Below are 24,577 nucleotides of genomic sequence, written 5' to 3'. Positions count from 1 at the left end.
CTATTGTATTTTCGCCCGGTATGTCCGTTCCGAGAAGGTAAAGTTGAAGAAGAGTAGCAGCCCTTGTTCCCGTTGCATACTGTTGGGTAGATGGAGTTGATCACTGTATTTCACTCCTAACGAGAGGACATTTCCGTTATAGAGAGTGAAGTTGCTTCCTGCACTGATGTAGTAGTTGGTTGCTTTCTTCTTCTGGATGACCATATATGAATTGTTGACGCCCGCTCCGAGTAACAGTTTCACCGGATTGCGGTAGATATTGCCTGCTGTGTAGGCCATACCTGCCGATAACCGGTGTTGGTTTTCGAAGCGGACGTTGCTTTTTGAAGACTTCATGCGGCTCCAATCCGTATATTTGTATTCGGTTGTCAGCATCCAGCGGAGGCTATTGTATGATAATCCCGCCCCGATAAACTGCGGGAGGCATTGGCGCACATAACGTTGGCTTTCATCAATCGACTCGCTGCTCGACGAACTGCTCACCGACAGGTTGTTGTCTTGTGCCAGATCTTGTGAGTACCCGTATACAAGCCCTGCTATAATGGACTTGTCCCTATTTAGGGAAAACTTGTATTGCACGCCGAAATCGACATAAAAAGCATGCTTGTAAGAACTCTCTTCCACACTGAGACTTCCCTGAGTCTCTGTTTGTTTGGTGGTTCCGGTCACGTACGAAAGATTGGCACCGACAGAGAAACCTTTGAAAAGGCGGTAGGCGGTACTGATACCCATTTTAGATAGCCCCCCTTCTCCTTCAAAAAGTGATGATACGGTGGAATTTCCGCTTCCCGTGATGTCCTGATCCAGTGTGATAGCGTATCCCATACTGCTGACCGGTGCCATAAATACAGCCCCGTACCAATGGGGAGTGAGACGGCAACCGATGCTGAGGTTATTCAGGTTTCCCACTACCGAATGATTGTTTGTTCCGGTTTGGGTGTAGATTTTGTATGCTCCCATCAGTCCGGTGTCTATCAGGAAACGTTGTCCTTCGATGGCGGTAAGTGAGGCAGGATTGGCAGTATTCAGGAAGTTATAGCTTTGCAGGGCGATTCCCGCTCCGCCCAGTCCGGCGTACTGTCCGCCTTCTCCGGTCGAAAGTTCGCCCAGGCCGAACATGGATGTAGGGGAGTTGGTTGTGTTCTGACTATATATTAATAAGGTAGAGTGACAAAGCGTAAGCAGTAGAATCAGCTGTCTTTTCATGGGTTATATGTTTTATAAAGTATGGTTAGTTTCACGGGGCTACTGTCCGGATGGCCGGCATCTCCGAATACGACTCCACTCAGGGTGGTGAAAAACAAATTGTCCGGAAGCATCAGCTGAAGGATTTTCCGGTTGTATCCCACCGTCCCCAGATTGCTTTGCAGGAAAGAGGTAATATCGAAAGAGTAATAGGTCTCTTCTCCCATCATTTCGTCCGTTACCAGACTTCCGGTTTGTACCGAACTGCCTGAAATATCCGTCACGACATCTTCCGTTATATTGTTTTCGTCGGCTGTATATAGTGTCAGCGATTCGGGGAGAGGATACCGTTCGCCATACGTCCCTTTTACCGGGTAAAGGCGGAGGAGCGCACTTTCGATAGTTACCAGTTTGCCTTCGGCTCGCAAGTCATTGAGGAATGGGAAGTCAATGTTGAGATACATTCCCGTCAGTCCTTGCAGGTAGGCCTGGTGGTCGGACTTTTCTGAAGGAAGCCCGTTATTGATTCCGCTTTGTAAGGAGGAGAGGGCTGTCTGGCTACGGTCACAACTGACTTGGTTGAATCTCAAGTCGCTGTTGGCCGGGAAACTGGCGGACAGTTCCGTTGCGTCTGTTTTCGTTTGGTGATAATAAAGTGTGATGCACAGGCTTGAATCATTCACCATAAAACCGTTGATACAACTTCCTCCCTCTTCGGGAATGAATGCAATGCCTTTGAAATAGTCGCGGAAGTATTCTTGTGACTCCATCTCGCGTGATCCGTTTTGGAAACGTTCGAACCACTCGAGTCCCCATTCGTCGGGGAGGCGGATTTCGTGTTCCCGGGTGGTTTCGCCCGGAGTGGGAGTGAAGGTGAACGAAGCTAAGGGAGTGGCGTGGTAAGCCACTGTCGATTTACTATACAAGTATCCTTCGTCCAGCGACAGATTTTCTGAGAGGCTGTGCAGTGAGATGCGTTGCGGATTCAGAGTATCTCCCAGATAGTTGCCCGAAGAGTAGAACCGGATGGTAATGGAATCGAAACCATAATCTGCGTCTTCGCTGAATGAAACTCCCGGTACGTCATATTCTGCATAGAAAGCGGTTTTTATTTTGCCCCAGACAGGATCGTCAATGGTTCCTATCTGGCAGACTGTGTCGCCCGATGTGGCAAGAGAATCACTAAGGATAGTGTTGATGCGGACCGTGCAAGTATCGGTCTGCACCGTCCGCAGGGAACTTTCCACCCATTTGCCTCCTACTGTCGACAGTTCGTCCCGGCAAGAGGCAAGGAGGGATATTAAAAGAGTGATGAATAAAAATGATAAGGTTTTCTGTTTCATTAATCGGATAATTTTGCCGCAAAAGAAGTCGATTTCTCTTCCCTGTTAAAAAACTATCGACTAACCGGAATGATTTATCGACTGCATTTTGGTTGGTAGAGAGAATGTGCCTGTTAGTCGATCCTTTTTTTCACCCTTACTGATGTCGTCTACATTTGCGGTCAGTAATTAACGATTAAAAAACAGAATAAAAGAATGACTGGAATAGAAAAAACTGTAGCGAGTAAGTCCGCGTCCGGAGTATTGGTGCTTTGTGCCATACTCTTTTGTTTGTGTGCCTGTACGGAAGATGCTTCCTATACGGCCGGAGTATGGTACCGGCGTTCGGACTTTGACGGGGTAGCACGGACCGATGCTGCCGGTTTCACCATTGGTAATAAAGGGTACATCTGCGGAGGCTATAACGGAAAAACGACCCGGCTCGCCGATACCTGGGAATATGATATCGACAATGACTGGTGGACTCAGCGTGCCGATATGCCCGGTACGGTCCGCAATGCTGCCACCGGCTTCTCGGTAGGTAGCAAAGGGTATGTCACTACCGGATACAATCCCGATCAGAAATACCTGTCCGATACGTGGGAGTATAATCCGGAAACGAATAGTTGGAGGCAGATGGACGACTTCAAGGGAGGAGCCCGCTATTATGCCCTTGGCTTCGGGATTGATAATTATGGTTATGTGGGAACCGGTTACAACGATAATTACCTGAAGGACTTTTATCGTTTCGACCCTACTGCCGCAGCCGGTTCACAATGGACTATCGTGAACGGTTTCGGAGGACAAAAGCGTCAGGGAGGTACGGCATTTGTCATCGACGGGAAAGCTTATGTCTGCGGAGGGCAGAACAATAATTCCGATGTATCGGACTTCTGGTGCTTCGACCCTTCCGCTGCTACACCTTGGACACAATTGAGAGACATCGCCAATACGAGTGATGATGATTACGATGATGACTATACATCTATTGTCCGTTCCTATGGAGTCAGTTTTGTGATCGATGGAAAAGCTTATCTGACTCTGGGTTCCACTGCCGGAGGAAGCTATTATTCGAATTATTGGATTTATGATCCGGCAACCGATCTTTGGGAAGGTGACGACCTGACGGCGTTTGAAGGAAGTACCCGTATCCATGCTGTTTGCTTCTCTACCGGGACCCGGGGTATTGTTGCGACGGGTGGCAGTGGTTCGAGTTCTTACTTTGACGATACCTGGGAACTGAAACCTTATGAATATGAAGAGGAATAAGAAGCTGCTTTGTATGATATGCGTTGCCTGCGCTGTTTCAGTCCTCTTTTTCTATGATCGGCATGAAGCTTGTACGTATCGTCTCAAAGTAATTGAAACAGAAAATGGGAACGGATATGGTTATCAGATTCTTTGTGGCGACCGGGTAGTGATCTGCCAACCATACATACCTTCCCTTCCGGGGCGGAAAGGGTTTGCTTTGGAAGAAGATGCCCGGAAAGTAGGCAACCTGGTATTGGAACGGATCAGGCAGGGAAATGATTTTACAATATCGGCTGCCGACCTGAAGGGGCAGGGAATTACCGGCGATTAGTGAACAGGTGTTTTAGGATACATTCGAAACTATGTTCCCGTTAGTTTAAAACCAAAGTCCTCTGGGTTTTTAACTAACGGGTTTTACCTCTTAAATCAACAAGCCTTTGGTTTTAAATCAATTTTGTGTGTTGTTATAATCTTGTTTTCCTGTTGGTTATCTTTCTCTTTTATTCTTTCTTATTCCTCTGTATCTTCGTTTTACTGATGACAAACAGGAACTTTGAAGCGGAAATAAGGAAAGTAAACAGAGTGTCCATATATTCTTTTCAGTGCCTTTTTATATGAATCAATATTTAAACCCGCTCTAAAACTATTTTTTCTTTTGGTTTGTTTTATCTTTGCATAGACACACTTCACACAAAAATATGCTTGTATGCAGAGAGCCAAAAAAAATTATCTTATTTATGTAATCATGTTGCTCCTTTTCGGGGCACTTATTTACATGGCTATCGAGGAAGGTGACCGTTTTTCACACCATGTGGTAGCATCATCAGCTGTTGCGGAGGAGACTCCTTTCGCTATGTTTTGTCAGTTTGTCACCGACAACCTGCATCATCCGTTAAGTATATTGTTGATACAGATAATCGCTGTTTTGTTGATGGTGAGGCTTTTTGGTTTTCTGTTTAAACATATCGGGCAGCCGGGGGTGATTGGTGAGATTGTGGCGGGAATTGTGTTGGGACCTTCCGTGTTGGGCTATTTCTTTCCGGATGTATTCCAGGCCCTGTTCCCTCCGGAGTCCCTTACGAATCTTGAATTATTGAGCCAGGTCGGTCTGGTACTTTTCATGTTTGTGATCGGAATGGAACTCGATTTCAGTGTACTTAAAAACAAGATCAACGAAACATTGGTCATCAGCCATGCAGGTATATTGGTTCCGTTCTTCCTCGGCATCGTCGCATCTTACTGGATTTATGAAGAATATGCCGCTGCCCAGACAAGTTTCCTGCCGTTTGCCCTTTTCATCGGTATCTCTATGAGTATTACCGCTTTCCCGGTATTGGCCCGCATCATTCAGGAACGGAATATGACGAAAACTCCTTTGGGAACTTTGGCCATAGCTTCGGCTGCCAATGATGATGTCACTGCCTGGTGTTTGCTGGCTGTAGTCATAGCCATTGCCAAGGCCGGAACATTTGCCAGCGCTCTTTATGCCATCGGGCTGACTGCCCTTTATATCATAATCATGTTTATGGTGGTACGGCCGTTTCTCAAGAAAGTAGGAGAGGTGTATGCCAATCAGGAGGTGATTAATAAAACATTTGTGGCCCTGATTCTGCTGATTTTGATTATTTCCTCTACGCTTACCGAGATTATCGGTATTCATGCCCTGTTCGGAGCCTTCATGGCAGGAGTCGTGATGCCTCCCAGCCTGGGATTCCGTAAAGTGATGATGGAAAAAGTGGAAGACATTGCTCTTGTCTTTTTCCTTCCGCTTTTCTTTGCCTTTACCGGGTTGCGTACGGAGATCGGATTGATTAACAGTCCGGCGCTTTGGGGAGTTTGCCTGTTGTTGATTACGGTTGCTGTGGCAGGAAAGCTGGGTGGTTGCGCCGTTGCCGCCCGTTTGGTGGGAGAGTCGTGGAAAGACAGTTTTACTATCGGTACGCTGATGAATACACGGGGATTGATGGAGTTGGTCGCATTAAACATCGGATACGAAATGGGAGTGCTTCCACCTTCTATTTTTGTAATCCTGGTCATTATGGCTCTGGTGACTACCTTCATGACCACCCCGTTGCTGCATTTTGTTGAACAGATTTTTGCCCGTCGCGAAGAACGTTTATCGGCTAAGTTGAAGTTGGTCTTTTGTTTTGGACGACCGGAGTCGGGACGCAGCCTGCTTTCCGTTTTTTTCTTATTATTTGGAAAAAAGATGAAAGCTGCCCATGTGGTCGCTGCCCATTTTACGGTGGGGACGGACTTAAACCCATTGAATGCAGAGCAATATGCCCGTGATAGTTTCTCGCTGGTGGACGAAAAAGCTTCCGAGTTGGGACTTAGTGTTGAAAACCGTTACCGGGTGACCGATAAATTGGTGCAGGATATGATTCGGTTGGCACGAAAAGAGCGTCCTGACATGTTTCTGCTGGGAGCAGGAAGTAAGTACAGACCGGATGCTGCCGGAGGCAGTGGAGTGTTATGGCTCTCTCTGTTTCGTGATAAGATAGATGATGTGATGGAACAGGTGAAATGTCCGGTAGCCGTTTTTGTCAACCGTGGTTATAGCGGAAACGTCCCCGTCTCTTTTGTGTTGGGTGGGGTGATCGATGCTTTTCTGCTTACTTATCTTGAGAGTATGCTGGAGGGGGGCGCACAGGTACATCTTTTCCTCTTCGATACGGATGATGAGGCTTTCCGGCAGTCTACAGAGTCGATACTGGCCAAATATTCCTCCCGGATACGAACGCAATCCTTTAATAGCGCCGTTGATCTGGCTTCGGTAGCAAAGGACGGCTTGCTTGTGATGAGCCACCTGTCCTATACGAAGTTGTCCGAAGAGGAAGAAGTGTTCCGTGATTTTCCTTCCTTGTTAGTCATCCGGCGGCCTAAGAAAAACTAAGGTACTACTAATTTCTAACGATTAATTATTCTGAAAGATGACAATTGATAATCAAACCGGTCTGGTGCTTGAAGGCGGAGGTATGCGCGGAGTGTTTACCTGTGGGGTACTGGACTATCTGATGGACCATGATATTCGTTTTCCTTATACGATCGGGGTGTCTGCAGGGGCTTGTAACGGCCTTTCGTATATGTCCCGACAGCGTGGGCGTGCCAAGTACAGTAATATCGACCTGTTAGAAAAATATCATTATATCGGGCTGAAACATCTGCTTAAGAAACGGAATATTCTGGACTTCGATCTCCTTTTTACGGAGTTTCCCGAGCATATACTTCCATACGATTATCAGGCATACTTCAATTCTCCCGGGCGTTATGTGATGGTGACTACCAATTGCCTGACCGGAGAAGCTAATTATTTTGAGGAGAAAGAGGATAAAAACCGTGTGATCGACATTGTCCGTGCTTCCAGCAGCCTTCCTTTCGTTTGCCCCATAGCTTATGTAGACGGTATTCCCATGCTGGACGGAGGTATTGTCGACTCTATTCCTTTGCAACGTGCCATAGACGATGGATATCGGAACAATGTGGTTGTCCTTACCCGGAACCGCGGTTATCGGAAAGAGAATAAAGACATCCGCGTTCCCTCTTTTGTTTATCGTAAATATCCGAAGATACGTGAAGCGTTGAGCAGGCGTTGTGCTGTATACAACGAACAATTGGAGATGGTTGAGCGTATGGAAGAAGAGGGAAATATAACTGTTATCCGGCCCCGGAAACCGGTTGTTGTCGATCGCATTGAACGTGACATTCATAAACTGACCGATCTGTATGAAGAAGGATACGAATGTGCGAAGCAGCAGTTTGAAGTTGGCTGATATTCCCGGCAAAGAATGTGGATGTTTTAAGAAGCCGGGTCACAAGTGGTTGAAAATAAAGTTAAAAGTCTGATTGGTTAAGTAACAAGTAAGTTACAGCCATGTTCCTATATAACGTCACTATAAAAAGAATATATATGGATACTTTGAAAATGCTGGCTGTTGTAACGGGAACGGATATGTATGCTGATGGAAATCTGGAAACAGGGTTGTGGCTCAGTGAGTTGACCCACATCTATCATTGTGCGGAAGAAAAGGGATATGAAATAATCATAGCAAGCCCCAAAGGTGGCAACGTCCCTGTTGATCCGGAAAGTTTAAAGCCGATGGTTTTAGACAAACTTACGAAAGGGTATTGGGATGATCCTGAATTTAGGAATGAGTTGCGACATGCGAAGAGTTTGGACGAGGTTACCGGAGAGCTGTTTGATTGTATCTATCTGGCGGGCGGACATGGTACGATGTATGATTTTCCTAATAATACCACTTTGCAGACGATTATTAAGGAGCATTATGAGCATACTAAAATAGTAGCCGCGATCTGCCATGGTGTAAGTGGGCTTTTGAATGTCAAATTGTCCAACGGAGAGTATCTTATAAAAGATAAAAGGCTCACAGGATTTTCCTGGTTTGAGGAAAGTGTTGCCGGGAGAAAGAAGGAGGTACCTTTTGATCTTGAAGCAGAGTTGAAAAAGAGAGGAGCCGATTACGAAAAAGCATTGATTCCGATGACCTCAAAAGTAGTGGTGGACCATAATCTGATAACGGGGCAAAACCCGTTCAGTTCAAAAGAAATGGCGGAGGTGGTAATGCAACAATTAAATGGGAAAAATAATTTGATCAGATAAAAATGAATTTAGAGGAAGTCTTAAATTATCGTCGTTCTGTACGGGTGTTTGATAGAGAGAAACAGTTGGATCCGGAAAAGGTGAAACATTGTCTGGAACTGGCAACGTTGGCACCCAACAGTTCAAATATGCAATTGTGGGAGTTTTATCAGGTCACGCAACCGGAGTTGCTGGCAAAGATATCCAAAGCCTGTCTTGACCAGACTGCGACTTCAACAGCTTCAGAGATTATCGTTTTTGTTACACGTCAGGATTTATATCGGAGTAGGGCCAGGTTTGTACTCGATTTTGAAAGAGGGAACGTCAGACGAAACAGTCCCCGGGAGCGTCAGGAAAAACGTATCAAGGACAGAGAACTCTATTATGGAAAGTTAATGCCGTTTCTTTATGCCCGCTTCTTTGGCATACTGGGTTTTTTGAGAGTTTTATTGACTAAAGCCATCGGCCTTTTCCGCCCTATTGTGCGTGAGGTTTCCGAGGGTGATATGCGTGTCGTCGTCCATAAATCTTGTGCGCTTGCCGCTCAGACATTTATGATTGCAATGGCCAACGAAGGGTATGATACTTGTCCCTTGGAGGGCTTTGACAGTAAACAAATGAAGAAACTGTTGAAATTGCCTCATGGTGCCGGGGTGAATATGGTGATTGCATGCGGAATACGGGATGGAAATAAAGGAATCTGGGGTGAACGGGGCAGAGTACCGTTTAATGAAGTTTATCATAGAGTTTAATGTTGCTTGTATCCGTTTAGGCCATAATACAAAATGTAAGCTTCTCCGGCAATGACCAACAGCCATGTCCAAAGCCAGTTGCCACCCATCACATCGGCAAAGATTCCTTGCAGAAGAGGAATAATACCTCCTCCGATGACTCCCATTGTCAGCACTCCGGATGCCTTAGTGGTATATTTCCCCAGTTTGTCGGTTGCCAATGTAAAAATGGCCGGCCACATGATAGAGTGAAAAAAGCCTATCAACGTCAAGATCCAGGGATTGGCCGTCAACATCGCAAGCACGAGTAGTATGATGGCCCCGATAGAGGCTGTCACCAATTGCTTTTCAGAAGGGATTCGCCTGATAAAGGAGCCTAAGAAGCGTCCCAATAGCAGCAATCCCCAATATAAAGCGGCCATATGCGTGGCATTTGAGGCGAACGATCCTCCGAGTTCGGATGCATACATATTGACATTGGCTCCGACGGCAACCTCGATGCCTACATAGAAGAAAATTCCCCATACCCCTAATTTGAGATTTCTGAATGACCATACGCTTTTATCGAGGTTTTCTCCCGGTGCTTGGAGTACATTGCCGATAGAAGGCATTTGTATTCTGCCGACAAAAAGGGTGACAATCAACATGATCAGAATCAATACGATCAGCGGGATAATAAATTGCTTCGTCACGATGTCATGCAAGGGTGTTCCGTGAAATATCAGATAACTGATTACCAACGGAGCGATAGCCATGCCGATCGAGTTGCTCGTTCCACCGATCATCTGCCGCTGCAAGGCCGTCGTTTTACCAATCTGGCAAACCGTGAGATATAGATTGAGCACTACTTGTAGGATCGTGGCGGCTACACCGATCACGAAAGAGCCGATCAGAAAAATGAAAAAGCCGACAGAGATAGGGTTGCCGATGATGGTGACCTGCATGGGTGTATATATATGGAAAAGCACGGCTGCTTCATAGATCGCCAGTCCGGCGATAAGTATCAGTAAGGCAAGAAAAGACGTTTTTCGGTATCCGTATTTTTCCAGCCATCGTGTCCCGAATCCTTCGGATAGGGGATAGGCAAGGAACCATGAGAAATTCAGCATCGTCACCAATGCATTGGTGATATTACCATCATGGGGCAGCATAGCTGTTTGTAACGGTATCTGGAACTGTTGATTGATGACGGTGAAAAGTCCTACAATAAAATACAATATCAGCATTACCGTAAATACGGTAAATACGTTTACGACCTTGGTTTGATTACGCTTTTGGTTCATAAGAGATCATTTGGATTACATGTTTTGGAAACAATCTTTCGTTTTGAAAGTTGAATAAAAACATATTATTTACCCATATTATAATGAAATTTGAAAGACTTCTTCATTCTGGCAGCGAACTAAATATGAAGTGCCCCCAAAAAGTTAGGCACAAAACTTTTGGGGTTCACTTTAGTTGGACACGCCCTCATAACAGGCAGACGCAATAGAGGGCGTTTTTATTCCTTTTTCAAAACACTTGCCGGATTCAGGTGCATTATTTTATAAATCTTGTATGCCGTAACCAAGAAGATCAAAAGGGCCATCGTGAAGAACAACAAGATTCCCCAATTCCAACTATATATGCTTTTCAAACTACTTTTTTGCGCGATCCCTATCAATACCAATCGTACTAACGGATAGATAATTACGAAGACAGAGAGGTAAATGATCAGATAGATTTTGCCGAATAACAGGGCAATCACTTTCGGGGTAGCTCCGTTTATTTTTCGGATGGCTACTTCCTTTTGACGGTTTACCACATCCATGGAGATTCCGGAATAAATACTTAATATCAACAAGAGGATACTGACTATTGCCAACAACAGGGATGCTGTCTGCAAGAGTGCTACAGTTCCCATAACGGACTGTTTGGAATCACCCATATTACGAATATCAAGAGGCAATGTCTCAGGTACATAACGCCGGCAGATCTCTGTTATTTTTTCCAGGGCGACCGGAGTAATATCCGAATGGAGGGTTTTGAAGTAATAGGTATAAGCTTGCGGATTAACTAAAAAGACAGAACCGACTGCCCTGTTCTGAGCATTTTCCTTGTTCAGTGCGCGGTAAGTTCCGGCAATCTGGTATTCTTTGCCATCCAACGTGACACTACCTTCTATACTATCCTTTTGCAATTGTTCTTTAAACTGTTCGCTTATATAAACAAAGTCTTGAGCATCCTTATCCACCAATTTTCCGGAGAACGGGATCTTGAAGAACTCAAAATAATGGGGTTCTGCTTCGTTCATCAGCACACTTCCTCTCGGCTTTCCGTTTTTCATGTAGGTCATGTAGGTATAAACATCGGCATCGAAAGTATTGAAAGCGGATGTCCGATCGGTTATCTCGGGTAAGGACTGGATATCCGAAAGAATGGCATCCATGTTTTTCTGCATGCGTATGGTATTGACCGATATTGAAATCACCCGGTTCTCTTCTTCCGTGCTCAAAGGATGGTACATTCCTTCAAACATCTCATCGAACAAAAGCGTTATGCCAAATACACCGCCTGTGAAAAGGATGGAGATCGCCAATTGTAAAGCAATCATGAAATTGCGGAACACGTGCCGCTTCTGTCTCTGCACGACCGAATGGAGGACACTCAACCGGCGTAACCGATAGATAGGATAAAGAATGGCGAGCATGCAGATCAACAGCAAAACGAGATACAAGCCTAATTGTGAACCATATAGATCTACCAAGGAGAATGAGATCATGTCTTCCGGACGGATGTATGTATATGCCAGAGAGAGGGTGATTTCCGTCACGGCCAATGACAGAAAGAAAGCGACAGATAGCATCCAGAAGATCTCGGCGAAAAGCAGGGCAAACAATCCTTTGATGTCCGAACCGATACATTTGCGAAGCACCAGTTCTCGTTGCCGGTTATAGAACATCTGGATAATGAACTTCAGAAAATTGATCAAACCCGACAATAAAATCAGCGAAGCTATAAACCGGGCGAGCAGAATACTTATCGTTCTTTGGACGCTGTCATTCTGTTCCGACTCCAGGAAAGCATATAAATAGATATCCTGGTCTCCATGCTTCCAGGTCAGGTTCTTTAACTGTTTATTCAGGCTTTCCGTCGTGGTTTGTCCGGTGAGACGTGATCTGATACTGAGTGGAGTACGGGACTTTGCGGACAGGGGAAAATAACAATCGATTGTTTTTCCACGATGATCTTTTTCTTCTGTCAAAGCAACATTGACAATTTTATACACCACAAGATCAGACGAGTCGTTAGCCTCTGTCTCCTGACGGATGACCTGACCTATCGGATCTTCTTGTCCAAATGCTTTCCGGGCAAACGATTCGGAAACGATCACCTCGTTGGGAGCTGTTATCTCTTGATTGCCATACTTCAATTGGAGCGAATTATAAGTGAAATAATTAGATGATACATCTTTGAACGACACCAGAAACGGCAGTTCCCGTTGTTTTTTGTCGATGGCCGTAATTTCTTTTCCATTGCTATAAGAGGAAGAAGCCACAAGGGTATCTATGCCCGCTATCGGCAACTCTTTCAGATAATCAAAATCCTCCTTAAACAAATAGATATCGGCGGCTGTCTGGGAAGATGTTCCGAGCAACCGGATGCTGTATTCATTATCATCGGACAGTTCAATCTTACCGGATACGGCATCAATAAAATGATTCATCATACAAAAGCAGGTGATGCCTATCGCTAAACAAACAGCCGAAATAAGACTATGAACTTTAAAGTTCATTAGATTGCGTAATGCTACTTTCAAGTAATGCTTAATCATGTTCTATTACTGTTTTTTCTTTATACTTGCAAGAATCATGCCATATAGCTAAATAGCTATTATATAATACAATATATTCCCGAACGCTCTCTTGCATTTGTGCGAACACGCACAAATGAGGTTCACTATCGCACAATTACATCCGGCTGCCCCTCCCGTAGCAAAAAAAGTGAATACATGCTTTAAGAACTGATTTATAACGCATTAAACAGAGAAGCTCGGAAATAGGAACAATGGCAATAAAGCAAGGGAATGAAGGCGGACAGTTTTCAAATCATTACCCGATGACAGAGTCTGATTTTTCTTTGTGGCATTACGTTTCATCGTTCTGCATCATTTTGTATATCAATGGGGTTAGGCTTAAAAACATACGAGGCAAGCAAAATAAGGCTAAAGGTTTTGAATAGTTTATGCCAACGGAAAGAAAAAGGTAGTAGTCTATTTATTGGGTTAGGAGAAAAAATAATGGACAACTAAGGTTGCTTATAGAATCTTTTTACTAAATTTGTTGTCAAATATTGACTATTCAAGATATATACAATAATTTGATATTAAAATGAGCAATATTATTAATACAATGAAATATACAGAACTCACCAATGCTGTTCAAGCAATTAAAGGTGCGATTTTGCAAAGCCAACAACGAGCCTTGGCTATAATTAACCAAGAACAATTAGCACTTTACTACGGCATTGGACGATTTGTCTCTGTGAATACCCGCAATAAGAATTGGGGCAAGGGATTCATTGAAGCAATCAGCGAACAACTTCGTAAAGAATTACCCGGGTTAAGAGGCTTTTCCGCAGCAAGCTTACGAAAGATGCGTACATTCTATGAGGAGTGGCAGATGCTTTCGGACAATTCGTTCGTTGAAACGAACAATTTAATAAGCGAAAAGCATAATTCGTTCGTTGGAACGAATGAATTGCCTACAGTGCAGTTTAAGATAGATGCAAATTTCCCGATTGCAGCATTTATGAACATTGGTTTTACCCACCATTATGTTATCATCAGCAAAGTCAAGGATACAGAGCAACGAAAATTCTACATTCAATTCGCAGCTGACACAAAAGCAAAGGTAGAGGATTTGGAACGAATGATAAATGACGATTTGTATAGTCATCAAGGTGAGTTGACAAATAATTTCAAGAAAACAATCCCTGGTCAGCTACAGGCATATCGTGCAATCACGATGTTCAAAGATGAATATCTGCTTGACTTTATCAACACCGAAGAGTTGTTTGTTAGGGACAAGGATAGAGATGAACGGGTAATCGAACAAAGCATAGTGCAGAATGTGAAAGAGTTTATTATGACATTCGGCAAGGATTTTACATTTGTAGGCAACCAATATCATTTGGAAAAATTCGGTGTAGAGGAGTTTCCGGACTTGCTATTCTTCAATAGAGAGTTGGCTGCTCTTGTTTGTGTGGAATTGAAAGATGGTCCGTTCAAGACCTCGTATTTAGGTCAATTGGCGGCATATCTGCGTATTTTGGATGATGAAGTACGCAAGCCTAATGAGAATCCGTCTATAGGAATCATTCTTTGCAAGAGTGCCAATAAGAAATTTGTTGAGTATGTAATCCAAGACTATGACAAGCCTATGGGTGTGGCGACATATAAGACTACTGCCGATATGGATGAGCGTCTAAAGAGACTGCTCCCTCCTGTAGAAGAATTAGAAAAACTTCTTTAATTCATTACATATGTTATTAGGAAAGAGAATAAAAGAATTAAGAGAGGAACAAGGATTGCTTCAACGGCAATTAGCGGCTATTCTTGAAATAGACACTCCTATGTTTAGCAAAATTGAACGTGGCGATAGAAGAGCAAAACGTGAGTAGGTAATTACCCTTGCCAAACAATTTAAGGTTGATGAAAAGGAACTCTTAACGCTATGGCTTGCAGACAAAGTACTTGACGCTATTGAAGAGGACAATGATAATTTGAAAAAAGAAGCAATAAAGGTCGCTCAAAAAGTCTTGGATTAAAACCATAACATATATGGATGTAATGAATATAGATGCCATTATTGCAAGGCTTCATGAATTGGAAGAAGACCATTTCATGGTTCTGGAGCATCTTCTTCTGTTCAGGCGTGATTTTGGTACCCATGATAGTGTCGTTGACTTTCAGCTGTTCGCCGGACTGCTTGAATGCGATGTCCATTATTCTCGGATCGACGAAAGCAACCCCGGAAAGCAGTGTGTCGTTTTTGCGTTGTATGTCGTTGATGGGAAGCCGGTCTCCTGATGCAAGGATTTGCTTCTGTTTGTCATCCAGTCTTTTACTGTATATGTAATCGGGTATCTTGATAGCATCCACCGGCATGGTAATGATACGGTTGCTCGGTTCATGGAAAGATACATAACAGTTGCAGACCGTTCCTGTATGGGTGTCCTTCATCTCCTTGACTGCCCCCAAAGTTCCAGTGTCTTTAAGCGACAGCTTTTCCTCGTCCGTGAATATTCCCTTATAGGCAGGTAGGTCATACTGCGGTTTGTCGAGCCTGCTTAGGGTTTTTCAGTTGCACCTTGCCATCCTCGCCCTTGATGCAGAGGAAACAGGCTTCCTCCATATCCTTCTTTTCACCGTTCACTTCCTTGCTGATGGGGAAAGCCATTGAGGTAATCCTTCCTTTCAGTATCTCACCCATGCAATGGTTGTCGAACAAGAGTTGCTTGTCAATTCCCAATACGGCGAGTTCTTTCCACGGAAGCTGGTGTTCGTCGAACTTATACCGGCGGGCAAGTTTGGCGATACGCCTTTCATCGTTGAGTTCGCTGTTCTTCACCAGTTTTTTGCCTTCCACTTCGGGATCTTCCCCTTTTCGGATCTGGACTACTTATTGAGAAATACCGGAATACGGCTTTTGCCGGGCTTGATGGAAAGGTCTTTAGGTTGTGCACAATAGAAAATGCTGATATTCAGTTGAAAAAGATAGCCAAAACAGCCAATGTCGAGAAGCGGCTAACCTATCACAAGGCAAGACATAGCTATGCAACTCTTGGCTTTCAATGGGTGTTCCAATAGAAACGATAAGCCAAACATTAGGACATCGAAGCATTTCCACTACTCAAATCTATGCGGATATAACCCGTACCAAAATTAATGAGGATATGACTAACCTTGCGGAGCGGATTGAAAAAAAGTATAGCTTGGCTAAACAATAACATTTCAAAAGATGCAAATATAAATAAATATTCATATTTTTGTCTATATAAACAAGTTAAACCTCATCTATTAATATAATATGAAATTGATACTAGATTGGATACCAGTAATCTTTAGCATAGGTAATCTCCTTTACGCTATCGCAAATGACTGTGGTAGTATATACATACTAACAGGTATATTTATATTTATTATATGTTCGGCGTATTATACTATTTTTAGACTACATATTTTACATCCAAAGGGGGTATTTGCTGTATCTGCAATAATTATTGATGAAAATAACAAGATGTTATTGATAAAAAACAATAACGGTTTACATATGCAGCCTGGTTCTTATTATAGAACGAATAAGCCAATGCTAAATATGTCCTTGGAAACACCATTTAAAAAAATGATTGAAACAATACGAAAAGAAACAGGGCTGGAAGATATAGATATTGAATTGATTGACCTATCTTATTCTGGAAATAATAGAGAATATTTACTTAAGGATTTATTGAAGACAGATGAAGAAAAAAAATTCTTCAGAGAATATTTGAATCATAATATCACGCCTCCTCCTTTTTTTATGATACAAGAATTTGGAGATAATAAAACATCAAAAGAAAAATATCATATTTCCATGTATTATGCTTTCAAATTAAAGAATCTGCAAAAAAATCCTAAGTTAATATTTAAAGATATTGACGAGTTTGAAAATTTAAGCGTATATAAAGATTTGAAATACGTTTACAATAAATTAATTATGCTATACAAAAAGACTAATTATCCAACTTCAAATATTAGATTATGTAGATTTAATGACAAGACTAAAACAGTCTGTTGGAGAATGACACATCATTGTTCTACACATTGTCGCCATTGTTTTATTGACATAGAGGTTGATACAAATCCCATAAATATAAATGTTGATTATGATAAAATTTACAATAATATAAGTAAATATCAAGTAGAAAAAATGGTATTATCAGGAGGAGAACCTTTCCTTATTAGTAATTTATTTGATATAGTAGAAAAAATAAACGAATCTCCAGTAATGAAATTTTCCATATGCACTAATGGGATTTATTATCATAATCAAATTGCTTTAATTGATAAAATAAATCAATTTAGTAAGTTTGATAAGTTTGTTGTTAGCTTGGAAGGATATAAGAATGATAATTATTGTAAAACTAAACACATAGAAAAAAACAACAATGCATTTGACAAGGTAGTTGAATTTTTATCAAAATGTCAATCATTAAATATTCGATTTAATATTAATGTCATTGGAGATTCTTACTTTCTTTCCAATACAAAAAAATTCATCGATTTTTGGCGAGATAAAAAATTTGAGGATATTACTATTTCATATCCAATAAGAACAAGGAATAATTCAAAAACAGATTTATTAAAAACATATCAGAAAATAATTAATGGGGATTTTGGAGATGTTTCATTTATTAAAAATATTGAATTGATTATTCCTATCTGCGAAGATACTATATGTCCAAGTAGACAAAATATTTTCTCAATAGACAGTAGTGGCGATTTTCATAAAAATTGTATTGATTTTAATGATAAAAATAGCACTTCATTGTTGATAAATAGAGAAGATTATAAACATTTAGTAGAGGTGCATGTTGCAGGACTTTGTATTAAACAAGAGAATGAAATAATTTCCATATTGATAGCTCGAAGAAGTCCAGATAGAGATTTATTTCCTGATAAATACGAAGGTTGTGGAGGACAATTAAGACCCGGTGAATTATTTAATGATGGCGTAAAAAGGCATTTTAAAATAGAGATGGGGCTTGATGTTGAAGTTATTAACAAAATCCATCGATTCTATTATATATCACCGAATAAACAATCACCAATTCAAGGAGTATTCTTTTTATGTATGTATAAAAGTGGTGAACCTAAATCTATAAATCACACAGAAGTCAAATGGGTAACGCTTGATGAATTGAAATCAATGAGTGAGTCCGTTTTTATCAAAGACGTAAAAAATGAAATGATAGCATTAGTTAACCAGTATGTTCAATCTACGAAAAAATAGGAGGTTATCACTAAAACGAATTGGCTGAGAAAATAGTACCTAAAGCAAGAAGAATTGACTACTATAGTACCCTAATGTAACCAACATATTTTTTCCTTTTTTTCTCTGATAAGCATTAACTATATGGAGAGAATAAATAAAGTAGCTCTTTTGATAAATTTACTCTTTTAAGGAACGAAAAAGGAAGAAATTTATCAGAACCCGTAGGGCTTGGTGTTGCCGTTTTATTTTTGGAATCTATCTTTGTGTTCAGAAAAATAAAGGATTAATTAAGATTATTTTATTGATAAATAAAATATTAGATTGCTTACGACTATTGTGAAGAAAGAGGAACATTTTATTCTGCCTTAAAAGCACCGATCTTCAATTCGATGGCAACAAGTGACCGCAAACCCCTGTGAAAGAATAGCATATCCACCGCATATTCCTTGTTGTTATACTCCAGACGGTATTGGTTTCCAATAAAAGAAAATCCCTTACCTAACTCCAGTATAAACGATCTGATTTTAGCAACCAGCCGCTTCTCCAATTCCAGCTCTTTAACCGGTTCTGTTATCCCAAGAAACCCCAAGTTGTATGAACTTTTAAAGACCTCATTCGCATAGTCTGCTTGTGCTACAGGTAAGACCGAATCAAAATTATTCGTTTTGATTTGTGTCTGATGAGCTGCGTAAGTATTCATCTTTATTGCATTGAGTAACATATCTCTCGACCAACCTTTCTGCAAGCACTCTTCTGCATAAAATTTCACAGCATTATTGTCATCTATCTTGTTTATCAATAATAAATTATGTCCCTAAGGTAAAACTGCGACAGCTTGTCGCAGTTTTGAATCACAAGTTTTATATCTTTCATAAAAACGCTTCATATCCCATAGATTACGAGGAGACAATCCCATATCCGGAAACTGTTCTTTCAAATCCACTGATAATCGTTTAACTACGCCACTACCATATCCACTCTCTAAATTTCTATCAAAGAGCAACTTTCCGATATTCCAATATACAGAATTGACGGAAGTGTTTACTTGCCGGGCAATGATAGTGCGAGCGGTCTGAATTTCAGAGACTGCCAGCTGTAATATTTGAGCGTACTCGCTATCATTTATTATTATTTCTTTTGCCATATCATGAATTCTTTCAATACTAATCTATTATATTTTTTTCAGTACACTTTCTTTGTTATTTTTTCGGCAAATAACATCGGTAACGGAGCACCTGCATATCGGACATTCTCATGCCTCGACACCCTTTGGGTACAGTGCAAGTGTCCGAGTGCCGTGTATGCAATCTCTTCGTCGAATACTTCAGGCGAAAAACACTCTAACCTTCCGATAATCGTGCGTTCGGCACGGTTCTTTTCCAAAATCTTCGAACACATAGCCTGTAAATACCACATTACAATGAAAAGTTTACTTTTGTCCGGCATAGGTAGTGTATCAAAAAGTTCTCTATACATCACTTGCACTCCTTCTGCATAGGCATCTGATTCGGGATAATCCTCTTGTCGCAAATAGGGTACAACCAAACAATACTCTCTTTTACCGAGCGGTACAATCAAATGGTCGAAATCAATATTACCCTCTTCGGTACGCTTGACAATCCCCCACACAGTAACATCCATCGATACCAAAAGCGAATTGAGAGCTTCGAGCTGGGCTTCCGAGTCATGATTTCCGGCAATAATGATGATTTGCAGAGCGAAATTCTTCGCCGTCACCTCTTTGAAAAAAGTATAGTACTGCCGTTGTAATTCAGCCGATAGGTTTGGGATATCAAACAAATCTCCGTCAATAAACAACACATTCACCTCGTGAACTTTCACTTGCTCTCGAAACCACGTCAAAAATAGAGTATGTTCACCTTTACGGTCATATTCAAAAAACGTCTGCCCTAAATGCCAATCTGCAGTATGAATTATTTTTATTTATTATTATTTATACCATTCTTTTTTTATCTCATCTATTTTAAGATCTTTCCATTCCTCTTTCCATAATTTCCATCTACTGCAAATAGATTGAAAATGCAGATTAGTAACATTGTTTTCTCATATATTTATTTAGTAATCCTATTCTTGATTTCTACAATCGCCCGACTTGGGAGGGCGATTGCTCCCTGTAAGGGCAAGGTGTGGCGAGCAACTCGCTGCCTTTTGAGTTACCCCAAATACCTACAATGGTATTGGGCTTGAATTTCAATTGTACCCGTAGGTAGAAATCAAAGGCTTCGACAAAAGAATAATCCAATGCTTGAAACGAAATGTCACTCAGATTGTACTTTGTTCGTAGAAAACGGCGTAGGTGGTTGAATGATGCGCCGTATCGTTTATAACTTTCCAATGTTATGTTTACACCGATTCTGGCTGCAAGTTGGTGGTTGTATCGGTTGCAATAGCTGATAAGTGTTTCCTGCGTTTTGACCGTTTTTGCTTTAACAGGATACAAACTGGTAACGTAACTCCCTTCCAAATATGCTTTCCTTTGCTTTCTTGTCCGACTTCGCTAAAAAATCTGTTTTATAACTATTTGATTTTTAGTGTGATTGCGTTATCTTTGCGCATCTTTTAAAAATACTTTGTTTCACAATGCTGAAACTCGTTGTTTATAGTTGACAAAGAAGTAAGTATCCCGGCTTTCGCCCGAAGAGTCCATCCGTGAGGTGAAGAAGCGAATTTTAGACTAAACCATCTGAAAATCAACATCTTTAAACAGTAAGATTTCTGTCCTCAAAAGCTTTGTTTTAACACAGAGTTAAAGCTTGTTCTTTAGATGTGAATAACAAGTTCTTTAAATGCAAAAGACTTGTTATTGGCGCATAAGAATAAGACAAGCCTGAAAAAGGTGTTAACAATGTTAATGAAGAAAGGCATAAGGGTGAAGATACCGGTTCAAGCGGTGTAAATCCGCTTTCTAAACTTGAGTTATCCAATTCGGTTGGTGTCTGTTTTATTATCTCCGGAAGTGAATCTAAGGCCATATCTCCGGGAATTGCAGATTCTTTTTGTGACAACATCTTATATATTAGCGGCTTGTAAGATGTTCGTTTGACATGTGTATAATGGTATACATTATTATATGTGAAATAATTATATCCTTATTTTCTTTTATGTTGAGGGCTTTTTTCACAGTTCTATATTACGTGGATATTTCCTTGTTTTATGATTATATGAGTATGAAGAAGCTGTTTAGGCTTTTTCTTTTTACTTGGATTCCATTAAAACTCAGACTTATACAAAAAACTCTAATTTTTTTTCTCTTAACTCTTGCTTAGTATAATTATAATATCTACATTTGCTTCGAACAATTAAATATACCCAATTATTAAAGGGTTCTTTGAAAAGTATGTTAACCATTGGCAAATATAGCCAATTTTGATAGAATAGAGAAAAATAAAGGTATTACACTAATATTGAATTAATTATATTATTAACACTAAAAATTGAGATTATGAAAAAGAAACTCATGATGGTTGCAGTGCTTCTGGGTGCGTTGTCACTGGGAGCTTGCGTAGACAACGACGAATCGGCATCGGTAACAGCGGTGCGTAACGCAAAAGCAGAACAATTGAAAGGCCTTGCTGCATTGGCCAATGCACAGGCGGAAGCTACTAAAGTTACTGCTGAAGCAGAGGCAGCATTGAAGAATGCACAAGCTGAATATCAGAAAGAAATGACTGAAGAGGCTAAACAAAAATTTGCAGTGAAGATTGAGCAGATCAAAGCTAACGCGGAGAAGGCTATCGCTGCGGCAAAATTGCAGGCTGCTCAAGATCAGCAGGCATTGTTGGATCTCGCTGATAAACGATTGAGAGAACTATACGGAGAGTATATGGGAGCAATTGGTCAACTTGATGGATTGAACTCACAAAAGTTAAATGCTACAACAGCACTTGCCAGTTTGGAAGATGGATTAATTTCTTTTAAAACTCAGAAAGATATTGATATCGCTCGTCAGGAGAAATTTATAGCCAACTATAATTTCCAGATCGGACTGTATGAGAAGTATGAAAAGGTTGATAAAACAGAGTTGGAACAGAAGGCTACCACATTGTATAAAGAGTGGGAGAAAGTGAATGCGTTGGTTGGTCCAAAGGAGACAGCTAAGGAACATGCTAGTGATGCTTTTTATGAATCTTCACCAAGATTTGATGCTTATAATTATCCAACAGGACAAGGAGGAGAATATCAAGTTGAAAATCCGATTAAGACAGTTGCCAGTGTAAAAACTTTCCAAGTTAAAGGTTGGTATGTCTATACCTTTGAATATAAAGAGTTATCAGCTAATAGAAACATTATTTATTATACATTGGTAGCATCTGAGGTAGAACGTCAAAAGCAACAATTGGATAATACTGCTAAAAATCAGAAGGATTATTTGGGAGCTCCTAAGGCTGGGGAAACTGCCGCAACAGGACTGTATGCAAGTTTAGCTACTGCGGAAACTAATTTAGAGAATGCCAAAAAGGCTGAGCCGGTAAATCAAGATAATATAGATTATTGGCAGGGAGTGGTTGATCAATATAAAGCTGATATTGAAACAGCTAAAACTAACTTAAAAGATGCTGAAGATGATGTTAAAGAGTTCGCCGCATTGATCGCAACATTCGCTGGTGACGACTTGAAGGCTTATGATAAAGCTATTGAAGATCAGAAAGCACTTGCGGAAGCATTTGAAACAGCTCTTAAAGAATATAACGATGCTCTGGATACTGCAAGTAAAGCTTGGGCGGAATATGAAACAGCTAATAGTTTAGCAAATGCTGCCTTTGATGTTGATAGTGCTATTGAAAACTTGAAATATAGTATTGCTGGTTGTGAACAGACGATCAATACGCTTAAAACTAGTATCAATAGTAAAGAAGATGCCATTGCCAGCAAGAAAGCTGAGCTTGAAACAATTAAGACGAAGATTGAAGCTCAGACTGCAATCGTAAATAACTGGAAGGCTCAGATTGAAGCTGCTATCGAAGCACAGAAATAATCGCCAATAGTAACGGCAAATAAACAACAAATCAAAAAAAGTATCGTATGAAAATAAAAAGACTTTTAGTGTTGGCCGTTCTACCCATGATGTGTCTTGCAGCTAATGCGCAGAACTGTAGTAAAGACAATACTCCTAAAAAGGGTGACTTTACGGTAGCAGCTACTGTTGGATACAATAGTTACACAAATGTCACAGCCCCTTCGGGGCTGCTGACTGACTATGAAGTCAGAGCGCTCTCAACCAACTGGGCAGACAAAAAGCTGATGGTTGGTTTCGAAGGGGGCTGGTTCTTCAAAGATCAGTGGAAACTAAATTTGGGTGGCGGTGTCAGCTTCACGAATAACCCCGGTTATCCGGCTGTTCCCGGCACGATAGACGATTCGAATAAGGATAACTCGGCAGACGAGAATATGGGAGAAATCCCGAACTACCGTGCTGTAGCCAGTGCTCAGTCGTTCGCCTATAATGTGTCGGCAGGTGTTGATCGTTATTTCAACATCAAGCGTGTTCCTAACCTGATGTGGTATACAGGCGTTCGCGTAGGTTTTGCTTACGGCGAAAATGAAATGAAGTATGATGAAGAGACCTCTATGGGCAAATCGGTTGCCGAGAGCTGGAATCTTCGTGGCGCCCTGACTATCGGTGTCGATTACTATGTTCTTCCTGCCCTCTACGTCGGTGCGCAAATCGATCCGTTTGCTTATACGTACAACAAGACTACGTATAATCCGCAAGCCGGTCTTGGCGATCTGTCGGCAGACAGCCATAACTACAGTGTTTTGGCGGCTCCGACATTGAAGATCGGATTTAAGTTTTGACCTCTATCTCCATCCGGCCGATAGGTTATCGGTCGGGTGGGTGATTTTATAAATAAGTCCATTTATTTATACCTCCCCGGTGTCCGTGACGGCTGTCGGGGATTTTTACGTGATTGGCATTTTGGATGACTGAATGGTATTTAGAGTATGAAGAAGAGTAATGTATACATAGGTGAAGTGATAAAACAGGTCATGGCCGAAAGGCAGGTGACAAAAGCCGAACTTGCTCGTAGATTGGGGGTGAGGCCACAGAGTGTGGACTATCTGCTGACACGAAAGAGCATTGATACAGATACGCTGTATAGTTTGTCATTGGCACTGGATTATGATTTTGCTGTTCTATATTCCATAAAAAAAGGAGCTGCTCTCCCTGTTGATGAAGAGGAGACGTTTAAAATGGGAAATGCAAAGGTCACTTTAGAGATCGAGTTGCGACAGGATGAAATGTTGAAACTGAACCTGAAGCAGAAGATCGCAGATCTGCTGGAAGGAAAAGGAAAGTGATTTTGCGTATCTGATATCTTCTTTTATCTGTTCTTTCTATAAATCAATTGAAGAAAGAATGGTATCATCTCATATTTATTGCTGTAAACTGACTTTTTTCTGTTTTTGTAAACGATTGATAATTAATGTGTAATGTGCCGGTGAATCAAA

At 41.3% G+C, this 24,577-nt stretch carries 17 protein-coding genes and 4 pseudogenes; 13 read left to right on the top strand and 8 right to left on the bottom strand.

The window, feature by feature from the left end:
- Both G7Y45_RS17740 and G7Y45_RS17735 read right to left on the bottom strand, forming a co-directional pair.
- Window positions 1–1,206, bottom strand: coding sequence for a hypothetical protein (locus tag G7Y45_RS17740; RefSeq protein WP_005821300.1), 1,206 nt, complete (start codon window positions 1,204–1,206; stop codon window positions 1–3).
- Complete coding sequence (locus tag G7Y45_RS17735; protein WP_005821298.1) at window positions 1,203–2,528, bottom strand: DUF4270 family protein; 1,326 nt, start codon at window positions 2,526–2,528, stop codon at window positions 1,203–1,205. Before G7Y45_RS17735 ends, G7Y45_RS17740 begins: the two co-directional genes overlap by 4 nt.
- A 195-nt stretch (window positions 2,529–2,723) precedes the next feature.
- Between G7Y45_RS17735 and G7Y45_RS17730 the strand changes: the two genes are divergently transcribed.
- The 6 genes from G7Y45_RS17730 to G7Y45_RS17705 all read left to right on the top strand — a co-directional run bounded on the left by G7Y45_RS17730 (window position 2,724) and on the right by G7Y45_RS17705 (window position 9,110).
- Complete coding sequence (locus G7Y45_RS17730) at window positions 2,724–3,776, top strand: kelch repeat-containing protein (protein WP_005821296.1); 1,053 nt, start codon at window positions 2,724–2,726, stop codon at window positions 3,774–3,776.
- The gene (locus tag G7Y45_RS17725) at window positions 3,763–4,089 is read left to right on the top strand and encodes a DUF4907 domain-containing protein (RefSeq protein WP_227560173.1); all 327 of its coding nucleotides are present in this window, start codon (window positions 3,763–3,765) and stop codon (window positions 4,087–4,089) included. The genes G7Y45_RS17730 and G7Y45_RS17725 overlap by 14 nt, the downstream gene beginning before the upstream one ends.
- A 375-nt stretch (window positions 4,090–4,464) precedes the next feature.
- The gene (locus G7Y45_RS17720) at window positions 4,465–6,654 is read left to right on the top strand and encodes a cation:proton antiporter (RefSeq protein WP_165015555.1); all 2,190 of its coding nucleotides are present in this window, start codon (window positions 4,465–4,467) and stop codon (window positions 6,652–6,654) included.
- Between the two features lie 37 nt (window positions 6,655–6,691).
- Window positions 6,692–7,531, top strand: coding sequence for a patatin family protein (locus G7Y45_RS17715; protein ID WP_005807747.1), 840 nt, complete (start codon window positions 6,692–6,694; stop codon window positions 7,529–7,531).
- A 137-nt stretch (window positions 7,532–7,668) separates the two neighbouring features.
- Window positions 7,669–8,379, top strand: coding sequence for a type 1 glutamine amidotransferase domain-containing protein (locus G7Y45_RS17710; protein WP_165015558.1), 711 nt, complete (start codon window positions 7,669–7,671; stop codon window positions 8,377–8,379).
- A 2-nt stretch (window positions 8,380–8,381) separates the two neighbouring features.
- Window positions 8,382–9,110, top strand: coding sequence for a nitroreductase family protein (locus tag G7Y45_RS17705; protein WP_165015561.1), 729 nt, complete (start codon window positions 8,382–8,384; stop codon window positions 9,108–9,110).
- On the opposite strand, the gene G7Y45_RS17700 is transcribed toward G7Y45_RS17705, so the two are convergent.
- Together G7Y45_RS17700 and G7Y45_RS17695 are read right to left on the bottom strand one after the other, a co-directional pair.
- Window positions 9,107–10,372, bottom strand: a complete 1,266-nt coding sequence (locus G7Y45_RS17700; protein WP_165015563.1) for an MFS transporter — start codon at window positions 10,370–10,372, stop codon at window positions 9,107–9,109. The genes G7Y45_RS17705 and G7Y45_RS17700 overlap by 4 nt on opposite strands.
- Window positions 10,373–10,590: 218 nt before the next feature.
- On the bottom strand, window positions 10,591–12,903 hold the full coding sequence (locus tag G7Y45_RS17695; protein WP_032529969.1) for an ABC transporter permease: 2,313 nt from the start codon (window positions 12,901–12,903) through the stop codon (window positions 10,591–10,593).
- A 577-nt stretch (window positions 12,904–13,480) separates the two neighbouring features.
- Here G7Y45_RS17695 and G7Y45_RS17690 point away from each other — a divergent pair.
- Window positions 13,481–14,602, top strand: coding sequence for a YhcG family protein (locus tag G7Y45_RS17690; RefSeq protein WP_032535642.1), 1,122 nt, complete (start codon window positions 13,481–13,483; stop codon window positions 14,600–14,602).
- Window positions 14,603–14,612: 10 nt separating this feature from the next.
- Window positions 14,613–14,897, top strand: a pseudogene (locus tag G7Y45_RS17685) (helix-turn-helix domain-containing protein).
- A gap of 49 nt (window positions 14,898–14,946) precedes the next feature.
- On the opposite strand, the pseudogene G7Y45_RS17680 reads toward G7Y45_RS17685, so the two are convergent.
- Window positions 14,947–15,751, bottom strand: a pseudogene (locus G7Y45_RS17680) (DUF4099 domain-containing protein); the annotation flags it as partial.
- A gap of 134 nt (window positions 15,752–15,885) precedes the next feature.
- Here G7Y45_RS17680 and G7Y45_RS20180 point away from each other — a divergent pair.
- Together G7Y45_RS20180 and G7Y45_RS17675 are read left to right on the top strand one after the other, a co-directional pair.
- Window positions 15,886–16,079, top strand: a pseudogene (locus G7Y45_RS20180) (tyrosine-type recombinase/integrase); the annotation flags it as partial.
- A gap of 80 nt (window positions 16,080–16,159) precedes the next feature.
- Complete coding sequence (locus G7Y45_RS17675) at window positions 16,160–18,124, top strand: radical SAM protein (RefSeq protein ID WP_137569168.1); 1,965 nt, start codon at window positions 16,160–16,162, stop codon at window positions 18,122–18,124.
- 340 nt (window positions 18,125–18,464) lie between these two features.
- Here the strand turns inward: G7Y45_RS17675 and G7Y45_RS20175 are convergent.
- From G7Y45_RS20175 to G7Y45_RS17655, 3 genes and pseudogenes are all read right to left on the bottom strand, one after another.
- Window positions 18,465–19,250, bottom strand: a pseudogene (locus tag G7Y45_RS20175) (PDDEXK nuclease domain-containing protein); the annotation flags it as partial.
- 38 nt (window positions 19,251–19,288) lie between these two features.
- On the bottom strand, window positions 19,289–20,041 hold the full coding sequence (locus tag G7Y45_RS17660) for an exonuclease subunit SbcD (protein WP_241158981.1): 753 nt from the start codon (window positions 20,039–20,041) through the stop codon (window positions 19,289–19,291).
- 163 nt (window positions 20,042–20,204) lie between these two features.
- Window positions 20,205–20,591, bottom strand: a complete 387-nt coding sequence (locus G7Y45_RS17655) for a phage integrase SAM-like domain-containing protein (RefSeq protein WP_241158977.1) — start codon at window positions 20,589–20,591, stop codon at window positions 20,205–20,207.
- A gap of 978 nt (window positions 20,592–21,569) precedes the next feature.
- Here G7Y45_RS17655 and G7Y45_RS17650 point away from each other — a divergent pair.
- From G7Y45_RS17650 to G7Y45_RS17640, 3 genes are all read left to right on the top strand, one after another.
- Complete coding sequence (locus tag G7Y45_RS17650; protein ID WP_165015565.1) at window positions 21,570–23,102, top strand: DUF4082 domain-containing protein; 1,533 nt, start codon at window positions 21,570–21,572, stop codon at window positions 23,100–23,102.
- Window positions 23,103–23,149: 47 nt separating this feature from the next.
- Window positions 23,150–23,923: a BT1926 family outer membrane beta-barrel protein gene (locus G7Y45_RS17645; protein ID WP_033572500.1), complete on the top strand. Its 774-nt coding sequence runs from the start codon at window positions 23,150–23,152 to the stop codon at window positions 23,921–23,923.
- Window positions 23,924–24,070: 147 nt separating this feature from the next.
- A complete protein-coding gene (locus tag G7Y45_RS17640) occupies window positions 24,071–24,427 on the top strand; it encodes a helix-turn-helix transcriptional regulator (RefSeq protein ID WP_165015568.1) in 357 nt (118 codons plus the stop codon).
- The last annotated feature ends 150 nt before the right edge of the window (window positions 24,428–24,577 follow it).

It is taken from the genome of Bacteroides sp. ZJ-18 (assembly GCF_011038705.2).
Taxonomy (GTDB): domain Bacteria; phylum Bacteroidota; class Bacteroidia; order Bacteroidales; family Bacteroidaceae; genus Bacteroides; species Bacteroides hominis.
The sequence above is the reverse complement of the archived record's forward strand: the minus strand, read 5'-3'. Positions and strand labels throughout refer to the sequence as shown.

Excerpts from the sequence above, each read along its gene's own strand:
- G7Y45_RS17700 (WP_165015563.1), bottom strand. The coding sequence starts at position 10,372 with ATGAACCAAAAGCGTAATCAAACCAAGGTCGTAAACGTATTTACCGTA.
- G7Y45_RS17705 (WP_165015561.1), top strand. The coding sequence starts at position 8,382 with ATGAATTTAGAGGAAGTCTTAAATTATCGTCGTTCTGTACGGGTGTTT.
- G7Y45_RS17740 (WP_005821300.1), bottom strand. The coding sequence starts at position 1,206 with ATGAAAAGACAGCTGATTCTACTGCTTACGCTTTGTCACTCTACCTTA.
- G7Y45_RS17690 (WP_032535642.1), top strand. The coding sequence starts at position 13,481 with ATGAAATATACAGAACTCACCAATGCTGTTCAAGCAATTAAAGGTGCG.
- G7Y45_RS17735 (WP_005821298.1), bottom strand. The coding sequence starts at position 2,528 with ATGAAACAGAAAACCTTATCATTTTTATTCATCACTCTTTTAATATCC.
- G7Y45_RS17650 (WP_165015565.1), top strand. The coding sequence starts at position 21,570 with ATGAAAAAGAAACTCATGATGGTTGCAGTGCTTCTGGGTGCGTTGTCA.
- G7Y45_RS17645 (WP_033572500.1), top strand. The coding sequence starts at position 23,150 with ATGAAAATAAAAAGACTTTTAGTGTTGGCCGTTCTACCCATGATGTGT.
- G7Y45_RS17695 (WP_032529969.1), bottom strand. The coding sequence starts at position 12,903 with ATGATTAAGCATTACTTGAAAGTAGCATTACGCAATCTAATGAACTTT.
- G7Y45_RS17730 (WP_005821296.1), top strand. The coding sequence starts at position 2,724 with ATGACTGGAATAGAAAAAACTGTAGCGAGTAAGTCCGCGTCCGGAGTA.
- G7Y45_RS17675 (WP_137569168.1), top strand. The coding sequence starts at position 16,160 with ATGAAATTGATACTAGATTGGATACCAGTAATCTTTAGCATAGGTAAT.
- G7Y45_RS17715 (WP_005807747.1), top strand. The coding sequence starts at position 6,692 with ATGACAATTGATAATCAAACCGGTCTGGTGCTTGAAGGCGGAGGTATG.
- G7Y45_RS17640 (WP_165015568.1), top strand. The coding sequence starts at position 24,071 with ATGAAGAAGAGTAATGTATACATAGGTGAAGTGATAAAACAGGTCATG.
- G7Y45_RS17710 (WP_165015558.1), top strand. The coding sequence starts at position 7,669 with ATGGATACTTTGAAAATGCTGGCTGTTGTAACGGGAACGGATATGTAT.
- G7Y45_RS17725 (WP_227560173.1), top strand. The coding sequence starts at position 3,763 with ATGAAGAGGAATAAGAAGCTGCTTTGTATGATATGCGTTGCCTGCGCT.
- G7Y45_RS17720 (WP_165015555.1), top strand. The coding sequence starts at position 4,465 with ATGCAGAGAGCCAAAAAAAATTATCTTATTTATGTAATCATGTTGCTC.